Source organism: Halomonas sp. THAF12 (genome assembly GCF_009363675.1).
Taxonomy (GTDB): Bacteria; Pseudomonadota; Gammaproteobacteria; order Pseudomonadales; family Halomonadaceae; genus Halomonas; species Halomonas smyrnensis.
On the sequence record NZ_CP045399.1, the window covers coordinates 1,237,731 to 1,256,783 of the forward strand.

The 19,053-nt window shown below is 67.2% G+C and carries 28 protein-coding genes; 12 read left to right on the forward strand and 16 right to left on the reverse strand.

All coding sequences use genetic code 11. The annotated features are described in order from the left end of the window. The first annotated feature begins 36 nt into the window (after positions 1 to 36). From FIU88_RS05570 to FIU88_RS05580, 3 genes are all read left to right on the forward strand, one after another. Entirely contained in the window at positions 37 to 1,305 is a 1,269-nt protein-coding gene (locus FIU88_RS05570) for an efflux RND transporter periplasmic adaptor subunit (protein ID WP_172977663.1), read from the forward strand. Continuing rightward, positions 1,302 to 4,484 (forward strand): efflux RND transporter permease subunit, encoded by a 3,183-nt coding sequence (locus FIU88_RS05575; protein ID WP_152478481.1) that lies wholly within the window; start codon positions 1,302 to 1,304, stop codon positions 4,482 to 4,484. Before FIU88_RS05570 ends, FIU88_RS05575 begins: the two co-directional genes overlap by 4 nt. A 176-nt stretch (positions 4,485 to 4,660) precedes the next feature. Further along, on the forward strand, positions 4,661 to 5,362 hold the full coding sequence (locus FIU88_RS05580) for a hypothetical protein (RefSeq protein ID WP_152478482.1): 702 nt from the start codon (positions 4,661 to 4,663) through the stop codon (positions 5,360 to 5,362). Here the strand turns inward: FIU88_RS05580 and FIU88_RS05585 are convergent. Next, positions 5,354 to 5,977, reverse strand: coding sequence for a TetR family transcriptional regulator (locus tag FIU88_RS05585; protein ID WP_152478483.1), 624 nt, complete (start codon positions 5,975 to 5,977; stop codon positions 5,354 to 5,356). The genes FIU88_RS05580 and FIU88_RS05585 overlap by 9 nt on opposite strands. A 154-nt stretch (positions 5,978 to 6,131) precedes the next feature. On the opposite strand from FIU88_RS05585, the gene FIU88_RS05590 reads away from it, so the two are divergent. Continuing rightward, positions 6,132 to 7,163: a succinylglutamate desuccinylase/aspartoacylase family protein gene (locus FIU88_RS05590; RefSeq protein ID WP_016856051.1), complete on the forward strand. Its 1,032-nt coding sequence runs from the start codon at positions 6,132 to 6,134 to the stop codon at positions 7,161 to 7,163. Between the two features lie 21 nt (positions 7,164 to 7,184). Here the strand turns inward: FIU88_RS05590 and dusA are convergent, their stop codons facing one another. Further along, complete coding sequence (gene dusA, locus FIU88_RS05595) at positions 7,185 to 8,198, reverse strand: tRNA dihydrouridine(20/20a) synthase DusA (RefSeq protein ID WP_152478484.1); 1,014 nt, start codon at positions 8,196 to 8,198, stop codon at positions 7,185 to 7,187. 139 nt (positions 8,199 to 8,337) lie between these two features. Between dusA and FIU88_RS05600 the strand changes: the two genes are divergently transcribed. Further along, positions 8,338 to 9,366 (forward strand): site-specific integrase, encoded by a 1,029-nt coding sequence (locus FIU88_RS05600; RefSeq protein ID WP_152478485.1) that lies wholly within the window; start codon positions 8,338 to 8,340, stop codon positions 9,364 to 9,366. On the opposite strand, the gene FIU88_RS05605 is transcribed toward FIU88_RS05600, so the two are convergent. The 14 genes from FIU88_RS05605 to FIU88_RS05665 are packed head-to-tail and all read right to left on the reverse strand — an operon-like array spanning position 9,363 to position 15,842. After that, positions 9,363 to 9,581 carry a pyocin activator PrtN family protein gene (locus FIU88_RS05605; RefSeq protein WP_046079964.1) on the reverse strand — a complete coding sequence of 73 codons (219 nt, stop codon included), beginning with the start codon at positions 9,579 to 9,581 and terminating at the stop codon, positions 9,363 to 9,365. The genes FIU88_RS05600 and FIU88_RS05605 overlap by 4 nt on opposite strands. Continuing rightward, a complete protein-coding gene (locus FIU88_RS19115) occupies positions 9,578 to 9,871 on the reverse strand; it encodes a hypothetical protein (RefSeq protein WP_172977664.1) in 294 nt (97 codons plus the stop codon). Before FIU88_RS19115 ends, FIU88_RS05605 begins: the two co-directional genes overlap by 4 nt. Next, on the reverse strand, positions 9,868 to 10,632 hold the full coding sequence (locus FIU88_RS05610) for a hypothetical protein (protein WP_152478486.1): 765 nt from the start codon (positions 10,630 to 10,632) through the stop codon (positions 9,868 to 9,870). Before FIU88_RS05610 ends, FIU88_RS19115 begins: the two co-directional genes overlap by 4 nt. Next, a complete protein-coding gene (locus FIU88_RS05615) occupies positions 10,629 to 11,015 on the reverse strand; it encodes a hypothetical protein (protein ID WP_152478487.1) in 387 nt (128 codons plus the stop codon). The genes FIU88_RS05610 and FIU88_RS05615 overlap by 4 nt, the downstream gene beginning before the upstream one ends. Beyond that, the gene (locus tag FIU88_RS05620; RefSeq protein WP_152478488.1) at positions 11,005 to 11,226 is read right to left on the reverse strand and encodes a TraR/DksA C4-type zinc finger protein; all 222 of its coding nucleotides are present in this window, start codon (positions 11,224 to 11,226) and stop codon (positions 11,005 to 11,007) included. The genes FIU88_RS05615 and FIU88_RS05620 overlap by 11 nt, the downstream gene beginning before the upstream one ends. Further along, positions 11,219 to 11,434, reverse strand: coding sequence for a hypothetical protein (locus tag FIU88_RS05625; protein ID WP_152478489.1), 216 nt, complete (start codon positions 11,432 to 11,434; stop codon positions 11,219 to 11,221). Before FIU88_RS05625 ends, FIU88_RS05620 begins: the two co-directional genes overlap by 8 nt. Before the next feature lie 17 nt (positions 11,435 to 11,451). Next, a complete protein-coding gene (locus tag FIU88_RS05630; RefSeq protein WP_152478490.1) occupies positions 11,452 to 13,752 on the reverse strand; it encodes a replication endonuclease in 2,301 nt (766 codons plus the stop codon). Continuing rightward, on the reverse strand, positions 13,752 to 13,997 hold the full coding sequence (locus tag FIU88_RS05635; protein ID WP_152478491.1) for a hypothetical protein: 246 nt from the start codon (positions 13,995 to 13,997) through the stop codon (positions 13,752 to 13,754). The genes FIU88_RS05630 and FIU88_RS05635 overlap by 1 nt, the downstream gene beginning before the upstream one ends. Further along, positions 13,997 to 14,416, reverse strand: a complete 420-nt coding sequence (locus FIU88_RS05640; RefSeq protein ID WP_152478492.1) for a hypothetical protein — start codon at positions 14,414 to 14,416, stop codon at positions 13,997 to 13,999. Before FIU88_RS05640 ends, FIU88_RS05635 begins: the two co-directional genes overlap by 1 nt. 53 nt (positions 14,417 to 14,469) lie before the next feature. After that, complete coding sequence (locus tag FIU88_RS05645; protein WP_152478493.1) at positions 14,470 to 14,859, reverse strand: hypothetical protein; 390 nt, start codon at positions 14,857 to 14,859, stop codon at positions 14,470 to 14,472. 18 nt (positions 14,860 to 14,877) lie between these two features. Continuing rightward, positions 14,878 to 15,123 (reverse strand): ogr/Delta-like zinc finger family protein, encoded by a 246-nt coding sequence (locus FIU88_RS05650; RefSeq protein WP_152478494.1) that lies wholly within the window; start codon positions 15,121 to 15,123, stop codon positions 14,878 to 14,880. After that, positions 15,120 to 15,314 carry a hypothetical protein gene (locus FIU88_RS05655; protein WP_152478495.1) on the reverse strand — a complete coding sequence of 65 codons (195 nt, stop codon included), beginning with the start codon at positions 15,312 to 15,314 and terminating at the stop codon, positions 15,120 to 15,122. Before FIU88_RS05655 ends, FIU88_RS05650 begins: the two co-directional genes overlap by 4 nt. A 38-nt stretch (positions 15,315 to 15,352) precedes the next feature. Beyond that, positions 15,353 to 15,568, reverse strand: a complete 216-nt coding sequence (locus tag FIU88_RS05660) for a hypothetical protein (RefSeq protein ID WP_152478496.1) — start codon at positions 15,566 to 15,568, stop codon at positions 15,353 to 15,355. Between the two features lie 43 nt (positions 15,569 to 15,611). Next, the gene (locus tag FIU88_RS05665; RefSeq protein WP_152478497.1) at positions 15,612 to 15,842 is read right to left on the reverse strand and encodes a DNA-binding protein; all 231 of its coding nucleotides are present in this window, start codon (positions 15,840 to 15,842) and stop codon (positions 15,612 to 15,614) included. 125 nt (positions 15,843 to 15,967) lie between these two features. Here FIU88_RS05665 and FIU88_RS05670 point away from each other — a divergent pair, with 125 nt between their 5' ends. From FIU88_RS05670 to FIU88_RS05700, 7 genes are all read left to right on the forward strand, one after another. Beyond that, positions 15,968 to 16,621 (forward strand): helix-turn-helix transcriptional regulator, encoded by a 654-nt coding sequence (locus FIU88_RS05670; RefSeq protein ID WP_172977665.1) that lies wholly within the window; start codon positions 15,968 to 15,970, stop codon positions 16,619 to 16,621. Between the two features lie 116 nt (positions 16,622 to 16,737). Then, a complete protein-coding gene (locus FIU88_RS05675; RefSeq protein ID WP_152478499.1) occupies positions 16,738 to 17,139 on the forward strand; it encodes a hypothetical protein in 402 nt (133 codons plus the stop codon). Between the two features lies 1 nt (position 17,140). Then, the gene (locus FIU88_RS05680) at positions 17,141 to 17,470 is read left to right on the forward strand and encodes a hypothetical protein (protein WP_152478500.1); all 330 of its coding nucleotides are present in this window, start codon (positions 17,141 to 17,143) and stop codon (positions 17,468 to 17,470) included. A 9-nt stretch (positions 17,471 to 17,479) separates the two neighbouring features. Next, positions 17,480 to 17,839, forward strand: coding sequence for a hypothetical protein (locus FIU88_RS05685; protein ID WP_152478501.1), 360 nt, complete (start codon positions 17,480 to 17,482; stop codon positions 17,837 to 17,839). Positions 17,840 to 17,866: 27 nt separating this feature from the next. Then, on the forward strand, positions 17,867 to 18,049 hold the full coding sequence (locus FIU88_RS05690) for a YodC family protein (protein ID WP_152478502.1): 183 nt from the start codon (positions 17,867 to 17,869) through the stop codon (positions 18,047 to 18,049). Next, the gene (locus tag FIU88_RS05695; RefSeq protein WP_152478503.1) at positions 18,046 to 18,315 is read left to right on the forward strand and encodes a hypothetical protein; all 270 of its coding nucleotides are present in this window, start codon (positions 18,046 to 18,048) and stop codon (positions 18,313 to 18,315) included. Before FIU88_RS05690 ends, FIU88_RS05695 begins: the two co-directional genes overlap by 4 nt. A 139-nt stretch (positions 18,316 to 18,454) precedes the next feature. Continuing rightward, the gene (locus tag FIU88_RS05700) at positions 18,455 to 19,012 is read left to right on the forward strand and encodes a hypothetical protein (RefSeq protein ID WP_152478504.1); all 558 of its coding nucleotides are present in this window, start codon (positions 18,455 to 18,457) and stop codon (positions 19,010 to 19,012) included. Positions 19,013 to 19,053 lie beyond the last annotated feature (41 nt).

Below are 19,053 nucleotides of genomic sequence, written 5' to 3' on the forward strand. Positions count from 1 at the left end.
CCCCTTCGACGTTCGATCCCTTAACGAGAATCAGGCATGAATACAACACTTCGACGCAGTCGTGCAGGGCTGTTGGCACTGGCGGCTGGGCTGTTGCTGTCCGCCTGCGGTCAGGACGAGGCGGCCCAGCAGCAGGCCGGTGGCGGCGAGACCCCGCCGCAGCCGAAGCCGGTGACGACGCTGGCGCCCCAGGACATTCCGCTGGACAAGTCCTATCCGGCCCAGCTGCGCAGCGATACCGAGGTGACGCTGGTGGCCCGTGTCACCGGCGTGCTCGAGGAGCGTCTCTTCGAGCCCGGCGACATCGTGGAGAAGGGCGACAGCCTCTTCGCCATCGAACCGGACGTCTATCAGGCCACGGTGTCCCAGCGCGAGGCCGACCTGGCCAGCGCCCAGGCGGAAGAGGCCCGCGCGCAGCGCGATGCCAGCCGCTATCAGCGGCTGCTCAACCAGAACTCCGTGAGCCGCCAGCAGGCCGACCAGGCCCAGGCCGACCTCAACGTCGCGCGTGCCAGCGTGGCCCAGGCCGAGGCCGCGCTGGCCAGCGCGCGCATCGATCTGGACTACGCCGACGTCACGGCCCCGGTCGGCGGCGCGATCAGCCTCAGCGAGGTCAACGTGGGCAACCTGGTCAGCTCCGGTACCGAGCTTGCCACCATCACGCCGGTGGACCCGCTCGAGGTGCGCTTCCAGCTGCCCCAGCAGGACGCCTTCACGCTGCGTCGCCAGCTCGGCGACCAAGCGCCCGGCCAGATCGCGGCCCGCCTGACGCTGCCGGGCGCCAACGACACCCTCGAAGGGCACCTGGAATTCCTCGGCTCGCGGGTCGACGAGCAGACCAGCACCGTGCAGGCCAAGGCCTCCTTCGACAATCCCGAAGGCAAGGTGCTGCCGGGGCAGTTCGTGCGCGTTCGCCTGGCGGGCCTGAAGCGCTTCGAGGTGCTGGCGGTGCCGGAAATCGCGGTGGGCCAGGGCCTGATGGGGCCCCAGGTGTTCGTGCTCGACGAGGACGACGTGGCGCGTGCCCGCACCGTGGAGCTCGGCGAGCTGGCCGGCCCCTGGCAGATCCTGAAAGGCGGCGTGGAGCCGGGCGATCGGGTGATGGTCGGCGATCCGGCCGGCGTCGAGCCCGGCACGCCGATCGCACCGCAGCCGTTCGACGGCGATGCCCAAGCGCTGATCGCAAAGGCCACCGGGCAGACCCAGGGCCAGCCATCCGGCCAGGGGCAGGGCTCGGCACAGGGCAGCGATAGCGCGCCCGCCGCCGAACGCGCCTCGCCGGCCGAAGAGGACGCGGCGGAATGAATTTCTCCAACTTCTTCATCAAGCGACCGATCTTCGCGTCGGTGTTGGCGATCATCCTCACGGTGGTCGGCCTGATGAGCATGCGGGTGCTGCCGATCGAGCAGTACCCCAGCGTGGTGCCGCCCACGGTCTCGGTCAACGCCACCTTCCCGGGCGCCGACGCCGAGACCGTGGCCCAGACCGTGGCCGCGCCCCTGGCGGAGGCCATCAATGGCGTCGAGGACATGCTGTACATGACCTCGACCAGTGCCGACAACGGCACGATGAGCCTGAGCGTGTCGTTCGACATCGGCTCCGATGGCGACATCAACACCATCAACGTCAACAACCGGGTGCAGGGCGCGCTCTCGCAGCTGCCCGAGGCGGTGCAGGAACAGGGCGTGACGGTGGAGCTGGAGTCCAGCTCGATCCTGATGGTGGTGTCGTTGCTCTCCCCGGAGGACGACTACGGCAAGATCTACATGCAGAACTACGCCTCCCTCAACATCCTCGACGAGCTGCGCCAGGTGCCCGGCGTCGGCGGTGCCGAGGTGCTGGGGGGCGGCGACTTTGCCATGCGGGTCTGGATGAATCCCGACAAGCTGGCGCAGTACGACCTGACCCCGTCCGAGGTGGCCAGCGCGATCCGCGCCCAGAACACCGAGGTGTCGGCCGGTAGCCTGGCGTCGACCCCCCAGGACGAGGCGCGGGCCTTCACCTACACCATCACCGCCGGCGGCCGCCTGAGCAGCGTCGACGACTTCCGCGACATCTTCCTGCGCACCAATCCCGACGGTTCGGCCCTGCGGCTGGACGACGTGGCCCGCATCGAGCTGGGGGCCTCGTCCTACGGCGTCGATGCGCAGCTCAACGGCGGCACCATGGCGCCGATCATGATCACCCAGCAGCCCGGGGCCAATGCCCTGGAGACGGCCAATGCGGTCAAGGCGAAGATGGAAGAGCTGTCCGGCCGCTTCCCGCCGGGGCTCGAGTACGCCACGCCCTACGACACGACGCTGTTCATCGACGCCTCGGTGGAGACCGTGTTTCACACCTTCATCGAGGCGTTCCTGATCGTCGGCGTGATCCTGTTCATCTTCCTGCAGAACTGGCGCTTCACGGTGATCGCCATGTCGGTGGTGCCGGTCTCGGTGCTGGCGACCTTCGCCGGCTTCTACGTCTTCGGCTTCTCCATCAACCTGCTGACGCTGTTCGCCCTGGTGCTCTCCATCGGCATCGTGGTCGACGACGCCATCCTGGTGGTGGAGAACGTCGAGCGGGTGCTCGGCGAGGACGAGGACACCACCGTCCTGCAGGCCACCGTCCAGGCCATGCGTGAGGTCGGTGGCCCGGTCATCGCCACCTCGCTGATCATGGCGGCGGTGTTCGTGCCGGTGGCCTTCCTGGGCGGCTTCAGCGGCCAGATCTACCAGCAGTTCGCGCTGACCGTGGCCGTCTCGGTCGCCTTCTCGGCGCTGATGGCGCTGACCTTCACCCCGGCGCTGTCGGCGATCTTCATCAAGCACGACCTGCACACCAGGGAAACGGCCTTCCGCCGCGCGGTGCGCACGCCGCTGCGCCTGTTCGACCGCTTCTTCGCCGGCACCACCGCCGTCTACATGTGGGTGGTGAAGAAGCTGGTGCGGTTCTGGGGACTGGCGCTGCTGCTGACCGCCCTGGTGGGTGCCGGTTCCTGGTGGCTCTATCAGAGCACGCCATCGACGCTGGTCCCCGAGACCGATCAGGGCATCGTGATCACCTCCGTGCAGCTGCCGGACTCGGCCTCGCTGGAGCGGACCCGGACCTACATGAGCGAGCTCAGCGCGTCCATCCAGGAGATTCCGGGCGTGAAGTACGCCACCTCGGTGGCGGGCTACGACATGCTGACCAGCTCGGTGAACACCGCCCGCGGGGTGATCTTCGTCACCATGGAGCCCTGGGAAGAGCGTGACATCACGGCCACCGACCTGATCGGCCAGATCATGGGGCTCGGTGCGAAGACGCCGGGCGGCTCGGCGATGGCCTTCAACATGCCGCCGATCATCGGCCTGTCGACCACCGGCGGCTTCACCGGCTACCTGCAGTCCTATGACGGCGCGACGCCCGAGGAGCTCTACCAGGCCTCGCTCAAGGTCATGCAGGCGGCCGGCCAGAACCCCGTGCTGAACCGGGTGTTCACCACCTTCAACGTCAATGTGCCGTCCTTCAGCGCCGAGATCGATCAGCAGAAGGCGCTGAGCTACGGCGTGTCGCTGGAGGCGCTGAACTCGACCCTGGGCAATACCTTCGGCAACGGTTTCGTCAACTACTTCAGCTACAAGGGCCGCAACTTCCAGGTCTACCTGCAGAACGAGGACGAGTATCGCGACACGCCGGACGACATCAACAACATCTTCGTGCGCGGCGGCGACGGCGAGCGGATCCCGCTGTCCGAGTTCGTGACCCTGGAGCGCCAGGTGGCGCCGGCGGTGGTGACACGCTTCGGCGTCTATCCCGGGGCCCAGTTCCAGGGCGGTCCCGCGCCGGGCTACAGCTCCGGCCAGGCGATCGATGCCATGGAGCAGATCGTCGACGAGGAGCTCGGCGACGGCTGGGGCATGGGCTGGACCGGCACCGCCTATCAGGAGAGCGAGGCGGGCAGCGCGGCGACCCTGGCCATCGTCTTCGGCCTGCTGATGGTGTTCTTGATCCTCGCCGCCCAGTACGAGAGCTGGTCGCTGCCGCTGGCGGTACTCACGGCCACGCCCTTCGCCTTCCTGGGGGGCATCGGCGGCATCGCGCTGCGCTCGCTGGATACCAGCGTCTACGTGCAGATCGGCATGCTGGTGGTGGTCGGCCTGGCGGCCAAGAACGCCATCCTGATCGTCGAGTTCGCCGAGCTGCAGCGCCGCGAGATGGGCAAGACCCTTCGCGAGGCGGCCATCACCGCCGCGGAGCTGCGTTTCCGGCCGATCGTGATGACCTCGCTGGCGTTCATCTTCGGCACCCTGCCGCTGGCCATGGCGACCGGGGCGAGTGACACCAGCAGCCAGCACATCGGTACCACGGTGGCGATGGGCATGGCCTCGGTGGCGATCCTCGGCAGCCTGTTCGTGCCGACCTTCTACGCCATGATCGCCGGCGTCACCGACTGGCTGAGGCGCAAGACGGGCGGCGAGCGCGCCGAGCATTCGGCGCAGGAGCAGGGCGCGACCCGCTAACGGTTGCGTCTCGCCCCGACACGGGCACCGTCTCCTTCGGGAGGCGGTGCCCGTTTGCGTTGGGTCAGGGAAACGTCGATCTGCGACCAAAGTGGTGCACTGTGCCCCACGAGGGGGCGCTACGCTGAAGGCATCAGATCGCTTTGCCGGCTAATCGGCCGGATGGAGGAGCCGCCATGGATGCCATCGTCTCGCTTGCCTTGAGCTTTCCGCTCATCTTCTTCACGGCGCTGCTGGCGCTGACGGTCGTCTACTGGCTGCTGGTGCTGATCCGCCTGGCGCCGGTGGAGCTGTTCGAGCACGACAGCCTGCGCAACGACACCCTGGCCAGCGCCCTGGTGTCGCTGGGCTTCGCCGGCGTGCCGGCCTCGATGGCGCTCAGCGCGCTGATCGTGCTGGCCGCGGCGCTGGCGCTGGCCGCCGAACTGGCGCTACTGGGGCCGCTGCCGCTGGGCTTCTTCCGCGTGCCGCTCGGCCTGGCGGTGATCTGGGCGGCGTTCGCGCTGGCCTCGCCGTTGGCCGCGGCGCTGTGTCGTCGGCTGCATCGCCGCCTGCATCGTCATCCGGCGCTGTCGAAGCGCTGCCTGCTGGGCGAGCGGGTCCGCGTCACCTCGGTCGACGGCGAGGGGGGCACCGCGGTGATGGACGACGATCCCGCCCGTGAGGTGCGTCTGCGGGGCAAGGCCGACAACCGGCCGCGGGTCGGCGAGGTGCGCGTGCTGGTCAAGTACCTGGCGGGGCAGGAGGCCTATCGTTCAGTGCGGGAGGAGCACTACCTGGATGCGCGGACGCGGCTGGTGCGGCTGCATCTGCTGGAGCGTCACGAGGGGCCGATGCACGGCGGGAGCGGCCACAACGGCTCGCATCCTTCAGCGTGAGGCGTCGGCCGGCTGGCTGATCAGGGCCAGCTGGGTGTCGACCAGCTCGGTGCTGCGCTCGAACAGCGAGAAGGCTTCGGTGTCGCGCAGCCAGTCGTGGTAGAGCCCGCTCAGGGTGGCCTGCAGCAGGCGGGTGGCGAGTTCGGGGCTGATGTCGTCACGCAGCTGGCCGAGCTCCCGGGCGGAGCGGAAATAGCCGAGCAGGGCGCCCAGGCATTCGCTGGCCATCTCGGCCTGCATGGCCTGGGGGTCGATATCGCTGAAGAACTCGCAGCGGTGCAGCAGGATGGCGTGAACCCGGCGGTGCCGCGGTTGTTCCAGTCGCCGAACGCCCTGCTGATAGCCCAGGCGAATGGCTTCCAGCGGCTGGGCGACATCGGCCTCGCTCTCCGCCACCAGCTCCTCGAACGGCATGCGCACCCGGTCGAGCATGGCATGGAACAGGTCGGCCTTGTTGCGGAAGTGCCAGTAGACGGCGCCGCGGGTCATGCCGGCGTGGCGGGCGATCTGCTCCAGCGAGGTGCGCGCCACCCCTTTCTCGAAGAACACTTCCTCGGCGGCATCGAGCAGGGCCACGCGGGTGGCTTCGGCTTCGGCCTTGGTGCGTCTGGCCATGGTGTTGATCGACTCCGAGTGGGTAGGCCGCCATTCTACCCAATGAGGGAGTCGGTTTACATTCATCGGTGAATGCTACGTTGGTCCGGGATCGCTTGAGGCGCCCGCCGGGATGCGTGAATATGAGACGGCGCTTATTTCAGGAGATCGCCTCATGGCTCGCGCTCCCTTCGAGCTCGCCGACGTCCGGGTGGCGCCGGGCACGCGCCAGCAGATCGACGTGCCGGCGGCCCGGCTCTATACCCATGCGCCCTTGTACATTCCGGTGGAGGTGGTCCACGGCCGCCAGCCGGGGCCGGTGATGCTGGTCTGCGGCGGCATTCACGGCGACGAGATCAACGGCGTGGAGATCGTGCGCCGGCTGCTGCGCTCGCGGCAGCTGAAGGGGCTGCGCGGGACCCTGATCGGCGTGCCGATCGTCAACGTCTTCGGCTTCGTCCAGCACAGCCGCTACCTGCCCGACCGTCGCGACCTCAACCGCTGCTTCCCGGGCAGCGAGTCGGGGTCGCTGGGCAGCCGGATCGCGGCGCTGTTCCGCGAGCAGATCGTCGACCAGGCCACCCATATCATCGATCTGCATACCGGTGCCCTGCATCGCACCAACCTGCCGCAGATTCGCGCCCGGCTGACGCCCGGCAGCGAGACCGAACGCATGGCCGACGCCTTCGGTGCGCCGGTGATCCTCAACGCCGAGCTGCGCGACGGCAGCCTGCGCCACTACGCCGAGAGCCGCGACATTCCGGTGCTGACCTACGAGGCCGGCGAGGCGCTGCGCTTCGACGAGTGGGCGATCACGCCGGGCGTGCGCGGCGTGCTGCGGGTGATGCGCCGGCTCGGCATGCTCGGGGGAGAGAAGCGCCGCCGTCCGCCGCCCGCCGCCGAGGTGGCGGGTGGCTCGAGCTGGGCGCGGGCGCCGATCGACGGCATCCTGCGACCGCAGGTGCGCCTCGGTGCCCGGGTGGCGGCGGGGGAGCTGCTGGGGCGGGTGGCCGATCCCTTCGGCAACGCCGAGGGCGAGGTGCGGGCCGTGGCCGACGGCATCGTGATCGGCATGAGCCGCCTGCCGTTGGCCAACGAGGGCGAGGCGCTGTTCCATATCGCCCGCTTCGATGCGATCGAGGAGGCCGAGAGCGCCGTCGAGAGCTTCCAGTCGAGCCTCGAGCCGCCCCCCGACGCCCTGTACTGACCGTTACCGCCGACGGACGGCTCAGCCGGCCAGGCTGGTCTCCTGCGGCCGGGGCACCAGGCCCAGGGCGTCGTCGAACACCGCGAGGCCGGCGCCCTCGCGGTGGGCATGCTCCGAGAGATGGCGGCGGAACTTGCGCCCGCCCGGGCAGCCCTGGAACAGGCCGAGCAGGTGGCGGGTCATGTGGTTGAGCCTCGCGCCTTCCTCGAGCCGGCGGGCGATGTAGGGGCGCAAGGCCTCGGCGGCGGCATGGCGATCCGCCGCGGGGCCGTCCTCGCCGTAGAGGCGACGGTCGACGTCGGCCAGCAGCCAGGGGTTCTGGTAGGCCTCGCGGCCGACCATCACGCTGTCCACGTGCTCGAGCTGGGCCTGGCACTCGTCGAGCGTCTTGATGCCGCCGTTGATGCCGATGTGCAGGTCGGGGCGCTGCTGCTTGAGGCGATGCACGCGGCCGTAGTTGAGCGGCGGCACGTCGCGGTTCTCCTTCGGCGACAGCCCCTCCAGCCAGGCCTTGCGGGCATGCACGGTGAACACCTCGCAGCCGGCGTCGGCGACCTGCTCGATGAAGTGCGCCAGGTCGGCGTCCTCGTCCTGGTCGTCGATGCCGATGCGACACTTCACGGTGACCGGGATCGACACCGCCTCGCGCATCGCCGCCACCGCCGCCGCCACCTTCTCGGGATGGGCCATCAGGCAGGCGCCGATCAGGTTGTTCTGTACCCGGTCGCTGGGGCAGCCGACGTTGAGATTGACCTCGTCATAGCCCCAGGCCTCGGCGATCGCCGCGCACTCGGCCAGTGCGCCGGCGTCGCTTCCGCCGAGCTGAAGGGCCAGCGGATGCTCCACGTCGTCGTAGCCCAGGAAGCGCTCGCGGGGGCTGCCGTGCAGGATGGCGCCGGTGGTCACCATCTCGGTGTAGAGCAGGGTGCGGCGCGTCAGGGTCCGGGCGAATGCGCGGTAGTCGCGGGTCGTCCAGTCCATCATGGGGGCAACACTGAACCGGCGAGCCTCTGAAAGCGGGTCTTTTTGAGTCATATCAATCGCTTGGCGTGTTCGCCATACTGTATAAATATACTGTTTAGTCCCGACTGATACCGCTTATAACCGGCCTTGCTGTACCATCTCTGCACCACTTTTCGGGTTGTGGACGATTTACGCAGGAGGCTGGTACACCATGGCGACTTTTCAGAAGCGCGGGACTCGGTGGCGCGCCATTGTACGCAAGAAAGGGCACCCGGCACAGAGTAGGACATTCAGCACGAAGGCGCGTGCGCAGGCCTGGGCGCGGCAGGTCGAGGACGCGCTGGAAGCGGGCGATCTGGGCCTGGGGCCGGTGCCGACGTTGGGCGATGTGGTCGACGCTCACCTGGTACACCTGAAGCAGACTTCCGACCGCGGGCGGAAGAACGAGACCTCCGGGCGCAGCGTTAAGGCTGGGCTCGGTGAGGAGACCCTGGTCAGCGAGCTGGACTACAAGCGCCTGGCCGACTTCTGCCAGTCGCGGCTGACCGTCGACGGCGTGAAGCCATCCACCACCCAGCACGACATCATGTTCCTCTCGGGCGCGATCACCACGGCCATCGTCGAGGGGCGCCTGCCTGCCGAGTATCGGGATCGCGTGTCATCGTGGCGTCAGGGATTGAAGCGGGGCGGCCTGATCGGCTCGCCGCAGAGCCGCGACCGGCGGCCGGCCGACGACGAGCTCGAGGCGCTCCTGGTGCACACCAAGCACAATCGCGCCCTTCGGCGGATTCGCTATCACGACCTGATCCGCTTCGCGGTGGAGTCCTGCATGCGGCTGGACGAGATCTGCAGCCTGCGCTGGGCAGACGTCGACTTCGAGGCGGGTACGGTGATCATCCGGCTGCGCAAGCACCCCACGCAGAAGACCGACCAGGAAGTGCCGCTGATGGGCGAGAGCCAGGCGATCATCGAAGCCCAGTCGAGGGACGACGAGCGCGTGTTTCCCTACGGGGCCGAGTCAGTCTCGAATGGGTTTCGGCGGATCTGCCGGCACCTGAAGATCGAGGACCTGCACTTCCATGACCTGCGCCATGAGGGCATCAGCCGGCTGTTCGAGCGGGGGTATCAGATCCAGGAGGTGGCCCTGGTGTCGGGCCACCGAGACTGGGGGAGCTTGCGGCGGTATGTGAATCTGAGGGCGGGAGATCTGGCGAAGCGGGACCGGGATCGCGGCCGTTAGGCCGCGGTCTCGCGCTGTTCGTCGATGTACTTGGCGGCGTCGTTGATGTGCACCATCGGCTGCCGGGCGGTGCGGGTCAGCGGCACCGGGAAGGTGCCGGCGGCGATGCGGTTGCGGGCGGTCTGCAGCTCGACTCCCATGATGTCCCTGGCGAAGGTCTCGAGCGGAATCAGCGGCTTCTCGTACACGGCCAGCAGCATGAACTCGGTTTTCATGATGTCTCCCTGTTCCTGGCACGCCAGGCGTTGAAGCGGTTGCGGATCTGGCGGAAGATGCGCTCCGCCTCGGGGCGATGGTCCAGCTCGGCGCGGCTTTCGATGCCGCAGGCGGCGCACAGCCAGTCGCGGGCGTCCTGCTCGTCGTGGGTGCCATCCGGCAGCTGGCTATCGGTGAGGCCGAACTTGTGCCGGCGGCGGCGATCCAGGTAGAGCCGGAAGGCGGCGGACCGGCAGAGCATCGCCGCCTGGCGGGCCCTGGGCCCGCCCTTGGTGGCGGTCTGGCTCATGACGCCGCTCCCGTCGAATGAGCGGCATGTTGCTCAGAATGGTGGGGGTGCTTGCAGTCCTGAGTGATATGTTGCTCAGAATGACAGGGGTGGTCGCAGTCCTGAGCAGTATGTTGCCCATCTTCTGCCCGCTGCGCTCTCAGGATGGCGGCATCGCGCTGGCCCTGGACGTGCTGCAGTTCCTCCTCGACCTCCCGCGCCCGCACCGCCAGCTTGTCGCGCTCGACGTCGCCCTCGACCACCCGGGCACTCATCTGGCTGACCTGATCCTCCATCTCGTCCATCTGCTCGGCCTGGGCGCTGTTCTGCCGGTTGAGGAAGTCCACGCGGTTGGCCAGCGCGTCGCGCTCGGATTCCAACTGGTGGGCCTTGTGGAGTGACATCCGCGCGGTCATCCGGGCAAGGGCGTACTTCTCCTCGAGCATCTTGCGGCCCATCTGCCGGGCGTGAAGGACGTCGCCCATCTCCTTGAGCAGCGGCGGCTCGAGCTCTTCGGGCAGGATGCCCATCATCCAGATCAGCAGGGCGTGGGCCTCGTCCAGCTTGCGCTGGAGGGAGGGCGGCTGCTCGCCTTCACCGCGGACCCAATCGCGCATCGCTTCCTGGTTGGCGCTCCAGGCATCCGGGAATACGGCATAGCGGCCATTCGGCGCCTGGGTCCTGTCCATGCTCCCGATCTGCTGCTGCTCTACGGTGCTTACCTGAATGGCGACGGGCTCCTCGTCGCTGTCGTGCCACTGGTTGGCGACCTTGACCCTCATGATGCTTCCCCCTTGTTCAGCTCCTTGGCGTTCTGCTCGATGCGATCGGCCTCGACCAGGAGGTGATCGCGCCAGTCGTGCTGTTCGTGAAGCCGCATGGCGTAGCGACGCAGCGCCGAGGCCTCGGCGCGTGCCCGGGCGCCGGACGGCACCTTCTGAATGATGCGCAGCAGGGCGCCGAACAGCTCGCTGCGATCCTGGTAGTCGGTGGGCACCAGGCGACCGATCTCGCCGAACTGGGCGGCTACGCCGTCGAGGTCGGCGCGGGCCTCTTCCAGGGCGGTTCGCAGTCCCAGGACTTCCCGAGCCAGGCTGTAGGCGGTCCGGTTGGCCAGGATGTCTGCGGCGATGGGATCGGTGATGACCTGCGACTTATCTGACATGGCGGCGCTTCCTCTCGCGGATGGACTGGCATTCGATGCAGGTGGCCGCCCAGGGCGCGGCCTGGCGGCGGGCGGCCGGGATCTCTTCGCCGCAGTCTTCGCACGCGATGGCGAGGACGCCCTGGATCTCGACCCGGCGTGGCCAGCTTTGCATGACGTGCTCCATGCGCTGCTCGATCAGCTCGCCGGCGATGTCTGCCTTGTCAGCCATTGGCGATGCGCTCCTGGATGGCCTGCCCGTCGCGGTAGGCGCAGTGGTGGTCGGCGAGGGCCTGGCGCAGCTCCTCCTCGCTGTTGAAGGCCACCACCATGGCGAAGCGGTGGTGGACCTGCCCGCTGTCCTCGCTGAGCACGGCAAGCTCGCCGGCGTCCTGCAGGATGCCGCGCGGCTCCGGGTGGTGTGGTTGGGCGTTAGGCATGACGTTCTCCTTGTTGATCAAATCGGCACATTTTGGTCAGAAAGCATCCTTTCTGACTCAGGTGGTGCGGGTGGTTGGAACAGCCGCTGGGCCGCGGCGCGGACCATGCGGGCCTCGAGGTCGGCGTCTTCCTGGGCGGCGCGAACGTCGTCGCTTTGCCGCCACTCTTCGAAGCGCGCCACCTGCTCGGCGAGGACCTCCGGTGGGGGAGTGCGGGGGGCGATATCCACCCCCGTACAGTTAGTGACACGAGTCCAAGCGTCGCCGGCTTCGCCGGCTCCGGAACGGCCCGCCGCCCGCTGGCGGGAGCGAATCTCCCACCGGTACAGGCGCGTGAGGTATTCGGCCTGGCGGCCGCGGCCGTCGCGGACTACCAGCCCCCAGGTGGCCTTCACCGGCTCGCCGTAGCGGCCGCGGGCTTCCACGCCCTGGTGCGCCTCACCGGTGGCGTGGCTGAACTCGGCCTGCTCGGTGTCGGGGCGGTTGAGGCGCCACGGCTTGATCGGCTGCTCGGCGCGGGGCGTGTTGGGGCCGCCCATCAGGCGCATGAACAGATCCCACTGGCCGGCGTTGGCCGCCTCGCGGATCAGCCCCATGCGCTCGGAGACGGTCGGCGCCGGGCGGGTGGCTTCCTCCCACTGGCGCAGCGTCTCTTCCTGCTTCTCGGTCAGGCGGCGCACCTCGCGCCACACGGTGACGCTGGGCAGGCCCAGGAACTGGAACTGGCGGATGCCCCAGGTGGCGGCCCAGGCCTCGATGCGCGGCGCGGCGTCGGAAAGCTCGTGGCCGTAGCGGTCCTGGTGGTCGTTCTCGACGCCGTCGCGGGCGAACTGCTCACCGTTGATGTTCTTGCTGACGTACTTGGCCACGTAGCCGGCGGCCGTGCCGCGGGAGTAGTCGATGCGCACCGGCTTGAAGCGGGCGGTGGTCTTGTGGCCGCGGCGGTCGTAGAGCTCGTCCGGCGACTCGGCCTCGGCGTACTCGCGCAGGATCTCGGTCACGCGCGGCTCGGCCTCCGGCTCCATCCACAGCAGCAGGTGCCAGTGGGGCGTGCCGTCGTGGTTGGGCTCGACCACGCGGATGCCGTACACGCCCAGGCCCTCGCGGGCCAGCTTGGCGCGGGCCTGGGACCACAGCTTCTGGATGTGCTGCTGAGCCTCGCGCGGGGTGCTGCCGTCGTACTTGCGGTTGCGGCGCGAATTCTTGTGCAGCACCGGGTGGAAGCGCGACGGCGCGGTGATGGTGTAGAACATGCCGGCGTGCCCGAGGCGGCGGGCCTCGTTCTCGGTGTCGCGGATGCGCAGCATCAGCTCGGCGCGGCGGTGGTCGGCGTTGGCCAGTCCCAGCTCGGCCAGCTCGGCGAGGCTGTAGACCTGGCCGTCCTGGTTGATCGCTTCAAGCGTCTCCAGCAGGGCGCGGTTGCGCACCTTCTGGCTGCGCCGGCGTTCGACGGTCATGTCGCTGCAGTAGATGCCGGCGCGGGCATGCACTCGGTGGGCCTCGCGCTGGACCTGCTCGAGGCGGCGGCCGGCGGTGCGGCGCAGCTTGCGGCGCCACCACAGCGAGCAGCTCAGCCGGGCCAGCTGCACGGCGGTGCGCGAGCGGCGGGCCGGCGGCTCGATGTCATGCAGGGCGGCGCGCTGGCGAGCCTTCTTGAGGGCGATCTCGTCGACCACGGCCAGGCTCATCGGCGGGTGGTAGGCGAAGCGCATCACCTTCATCAGCGGCACGGCCGCCGGCGGCGGGGTCAGGGCGTTGCGGCTGTCGGCGAGCTGGTCGCGGTAGTCGGTCAGCTTGGCCGAGAGCGTCTCGCCCTGGGGCGAAACGGCTCGGGCCGGCGGGGGCAGCAGGCCGTGCTGGCGGCGGCGGTTGTAGTCGGCAATGCCGCCGATCAGCTTCTGGCGCTCATCGTCCACGGCGCGGGCCTGGGCCTCGGCGTAGCGCACCAGGGCCTCGTCGTCGTGGGTGGCGTTCAGGGCGCCCACGGTCAGGCGCTTCTCGACGCCGGCCAGCCAGGCGTTCTCGGCCTGGATGCCCTCGATAGTGGTTCGCTCGAGGCGGCGCAGCGAGGCCGCGCCGCGTTCCAGGTCGTCGGCGATCGGGGCGAAGCGGCGATAGACGCGACCCGGGTCGATGAGGCCCTGGGTGTTGCGGCGCAGCCAGGTATTGCCGGCGGCGTTGCCGTAGCGCTTGGCGACGTGCACGAAGCCGGCGGCCAGATCCTCGGCCAGAGAGGGCAGGGCATCGAAGAAGCCCTGACGCCACTGGTGGCACTCCGGGGTGCCGTAGTCGCGGGATTGCTCGAGCGCGACGGACATCAATGCGCCTCCTGTTGGGCCGGGAGGGCCTCGGCGATGGGTGCTGTCGGCTGGTCGGTGGCGGCCAGCTCGGCGGCGAACTCCTGCACCACGGCCTCGACTTCGATCAGCTGGTTGCCCAGCCGGTACGCGGCCTGGCCGAGTTCGCGGGATGCCGTGGTATGGCCGGCCTGGCGCAGCTGGTGGGCGCGCTGCTCGAGGTCGCTCTTGTCGAGCCACAGGCGGCTGAGGGTGTCGTTGAGCATCACGCCACCCCCCGCTCGATGATGGCCAGCCAGTGCAGCGCGGCCTCGGTGTTGCCGTCGGCCAATGCCTGACGGGCGTGGGCCGCCAGCTCGCGGCTCTTGTGCGGGCGGTGCCCGTTCATGCTGTCGCGCAGCTGGGCGGCGTACTGGCTCATGCGGTGGATGGCGGCGCGCAGGGCGTCGCGGCTGGGCTTGGGCAGATCGTGGATGGCGAGGCGCGGATCGCGTTCCACCAGCCGGGCGCTGGCCATCAGCGCGCGGCGCTCACCGGCGGCCAGCTCGGCCCACAGCGTGGCCAGGTCCTGGTCGTTGCAGCGGTCGTGCAGTTCGGCGCGCAGGGCGCCCCATTCGCCGCGGTCGGGCTCCACGGCGGGCGTCTGGCGATGCGTGACAGGCAGGTGGCTGACGTTGCTAGGCATGAGGTTCCCTCCCACGGGCGTGGCGACGTTGGCGAACGGGGGACGAAAGGGGGTTAGTGCGTGGGGCGTTCCAGCATCAGCAGGGTGCCGCCGACGGTGTTGCCGACCTGGAGGTCGTGGCCCTTGAGCAGCTCGCGCAGGTCGCTGACGGTGAGGGCGATGCGCTGTCCGGCGGCGTTGGTGATCACCACCGCGTGGCTGGTGGTGGCGGCGAGGTCGATGGTCTCGCGCCGGTTGATCGTCTCCAGCTCGGCGAGCGCCTGCAGGGCGGCGTTCTCGGCGGTGCGTTCGGTCATCTCGTGGGCCTCGCAGAGGTAGTCGATGCAGTCATCGAGGGCCTCGGCGCGGTGCCAGTCGCGGTGGCGCCACAGGCGGCCGATGGCGACGTTGTGCGGGTCGAGCTGAGGGGCGGCGCCGGGGCGGATCGGGGCAACGTTGGACATGGTGATCTCCTTATCGGGTTAATCGCTGCCGGTCAGCAGCTGGTCGCGCAGCAGGCGGCGCAGCTCCGGGTCGGCCGGAATCTGCACGCCCGGGCGAGGGGTCTGGCTCGGGGCTCGGGTGGTGGCGAACTCGATCAGGATCTTGCCGCCCCACCCGCACTCGGGATTGATGCACTGGGCATAGGCCCAGTAGAGGGCGTCGTGCGGCCTGACGCTCGATCGGGTGACGACGCTGTCACGGCAATGGGGGCAGGTGATCCTCACCGATGGCCTCCTTGGGGTTTGACGGGGTAGAGGGCGCGGCCGCGGCCGGTGAGTCGCCGGTTGCCTTCGCGGATGCTCTTGCGCACCAGAAACTCAAGGGCCTGATCGCATGTCTCCAGCCCTTCGCGCTGGCGGACAGCCTCCAGGTACTCCATCTCGTAGTCGTCGGTGTCGACGGTGATTTCCGGCATGCGAGCCTCGTTTTTGCACGGTGTATGTACGCCTTCTTTCAGGTGCTCCGCTCCGCCACCATGGGCTGAGTCGGCTGCTGGGGCGTCGGTGCGGTTCCGGGCACTTCCTTGGCACTCTCGAAGGCCATCTGGCGCATCAACGTCGCCTTGGGCAGGCCTGAGTAGTTGGCGTGCGCCTCGACGATCGCGAGCTCGTAGTCGTCGAGATAAATGGTTTGCTTGTGGCGACGAACACGTTTGGGGTCCTGGTACATGGCAGATTTCCTTATGCAGCAGGTCAGGATGGGAACGGGCAGGTCACTGCTCGGGCTTGGGCGGAAAGTCCTCGACGTCGTCGATGACGCCGTCCTTGATGCCGAGCAACACGGCGGCCCGGTGGGCCTCGCCCCGCTTGCCCTTCTTGCGACCGGCGAGCAGGTCGTAGACCAGGTTCGGAGTGAGGTCGTGAGCGCGGCAGAAGTCGGCGACGGTGATACCGCGCCGGTCCAGCTCCTGCCTCGCTTGCTCGCGGGTCATGGGGCGGGGCATAGTGTGGTCCTGTGTGTATGCGTGTGAACCGAATAATGGAACCGAACGGTATCCATGTCAAGGGAAGTAAATACCGAATGGTGTCTTTAGGGGAAAGGTTGCGCGAGGAAAGGGAACGTCTGGGGATGAATCAGACCCAGTTTGGTGACCTTGCTGGCGTCACAAAAAAGACTCAGATGCTCTATGAAGGCGAGCAGCGTAGCCCGAAGGCCGACTATCTGACGTCGATCGCCAATGCCGGCGTCGATGTGCAGTACCTGCTGACGGGTAACCGTTCGGTGGCAGGATCAAACGGTTCCCAGGCCGCCTACCGCGTCGAGGACGGCACGCCGATCGGGCTGGGCAGCCCGACGCCGAGCGCCGACGCGGTGCCGGTGGCGATGTACGACATCGAGGCCGCTGCCGGTGCCGGCCGCAGCCTCGAGGCCGAGCCGATCAAGACCACACTGTATTTCCCGCCGGAGCAGCTCTCGGCCCTGGGGCTTTCGCCCGGGCGAGTGGCCGGCGTGCAGGTCCGCGGCGATTCGATGGAAGGCACCCTGGAGGATGGCGACTGGACGCTGGTCGATCTGAGCAACACCGACCCGCGCCAGGAAGGGGTGTTTCTGCTGCTGGTCAGCGGCGAGCGTCGCATCAAGCGCGTGCAGCGCCTGGCCGGCGGCGCGCTCTACCTGATCAGCGACAACGATCACTACCAGCCCGAGATGATCCCGCCCGAGCAGATGCGGGAAGTGGAGATCCTGGGGCGCTGCGAGGTCCGCATCGGCAGGATCTCGTAACCGTAAAACTGCATTCCTGCAAAGACGGGAAGCTGTAAATGCGGTGGGAGGCCGCCGCGCTCGATAAGAAACCGCCCGGCAAGGGCGGCACAACGCAGACGCAAGGAGGCGTAGGGATGAAGCGCGCACTTTCCATTCTCACTCTGGCCGCTCTGGCCGGGTGCTCTAGCTCCGATGAGCCGGTCACTCAGGCAGGCCTAGTTGAGGCCCTGCAAGACGCGGATCTCGGCATCACCGAAGTGATCGAGGAAGACCCCAACGACAGCAGCATGGTGCCGGGCGAGTACCAGCATCACGTCACCATCGTGCTCGAGGAGGTGGCCCCGAAGGGTGGCCAGTTCTTCATCTGCAACGATCCCGCCGAGTGCAGCGAGGTGAAGGGCTACTTTGATGGTCTGGCGAGCCTCGCGGGCCCCCATCGTTACGCATCCGAGAGCGGGCATGTCGTCGCGCAGCTCAACCGCGACGTTTCCCAAGATACCGCCGACCAGGTGGTGGCCGTACTGGAGGAGATGTGACATGCGCTTGCTGATGACGGCTCTCGTGGCCTTCTTTCCCCTGGCGTCGAGTGCCGCCGACATGCCGCGCTTCGATGTCGAGGCTCACTGCGAGCAGGTGGCGGCGGTTGGCGGCAGCCCCAGTAACTCGCTCTACAACAGCTGCATCGACATGGAGCAGTCCGCCTACAACGGGCTCAAGGACCAGTGGTCGGGCCTGCCGGCGAATATCCAGAATCACTGCCGCAACGTGGCCAGTGTGACCGGGCCAGGCAGCTACTCCTTGCTGGAGAGCTGTGTGGATATGGAAGTGTCCGCTGGCAATAACCGCAGCGAGTTCAGCTTCGACTGATCCTGGCCTATGCGACTTCACTACCTCGGCCCGGCACTGCCGGGCCATGACCATCCCGCCCTCGAGACGCTGGACGTTCGGCGCCTGCCGCCGAGCTGCTACCTCGTGGAAGTGGGGGAGGATGCCGGCGTCGACGGCGAGATCATCGAGGGCGACGTGCTGGTGATCGACGAAGCGCGCCCGGTCCAACACGGCGACCTGGTGGCGGTGCAGGGCGAGGACAGCCTGCAGCTCTGCCGCAGCCACCGGATCGGCGGGCGCTTTCGGCTGATGCAGACCGCCGGGCCGCAGGAATCTACCTGGGCCCGACAGTCGGCTTGTCGGGGCGTGGTGGTGAAGCACCTGCAATATGAAGTGCAGGCCTCGTAACCTTAGTCATGCAAAAGGAGTGGAAAGATGGCAGATCAGTTCGTAGTTGGTGACATCGTTAAGCTTAGGTCTGGTGGTCCAGAAATGACCGTCCGGAGTGTTTCTGGTGACGAACCTGTTGGATATACATGTCAATGGTTCGCAGGTAAAAAGTTAGAGAATGGATACTTTCCTCATGACTCTTTAGAGAAAGTGGATAAAGAGCAATGAATGATCCTGCCGGCGTAGCATCGTGGATGCTTGCTGAGATAGAGCGGGAAGGATGCCTATACCAGGACGATGTGGTGGATTATCTGGTCAAGCAGAAGGCGGACGACCTGCTTTGGGAAAATGCGGACGGCAATCTGGCTATCAAAAGGAACGTTCTCACTGCCTTTCGACGCCTGACCGAAGAGAATGTGGTCTGGGTCAGGCCCGACCGGTACTGGCGGTTTCGCGTTGCAGAAGATGAGCCAGGCCGAGAGGCTAGGGGATAGCGAGTCCGTAATACCCCGCCTACCTCGTGCATGTTTGCGCACTTTGGATACTGCCGGGCCTTGGCGATCGACTAAGGTTCGGCAGCCTGCTGTGCAGTAGGACATCAGTTCATCGGAAGATATATCAAAGGAATGATGGATGGTTGGAGAGATTCAGAAACGGATATGGATCAAGCGCTTGGTGGGTTGGAGTGTTGCGCTTGTTGCCTTTTACCTGCTGGTGAATTCGTTCTTGTGGGGCGTATGGCAAGCCTTGGATCAGGGCAGTGCTAATATCCACCTAGACGCCATGTCCCGTGGCGCTGCTCAGACCGTTGCCAGGCTTTATCACGCGATCCATATTGCTCCCTTCCTCGATGTTCTTGTTTATCCAGTTAATCCAAAGGCCTGGATATCGCTTCAGAACGTAGGAGCGCTGGTGATGTATCTCGTAATGCTGGGCAGCGCGATGCTGATTGGTTCAGCGAATCGAGACGCCAGAGCCCTCCGAAAAGCCAAGGCAAGAGACAGGCAGCGACAGTACGACATTGCGGTGAGCGGGGAAGCGCCGCGAAACGTCCAGCGTCGAAGTTCTCCGGTATTGGAGGAGGATGATCGAGGGTCGATATTTTCGATTCCAGTGGTGGCGACGGTGCTTGCGCCGCTATTCGTGGCTGTTGCTGGAACAGTGGTTACTCATTTTATGGGGATTGGTTAAGAGGTCGTGAGTTTGTGATCTCTTTTTACTTACAGGGAGGG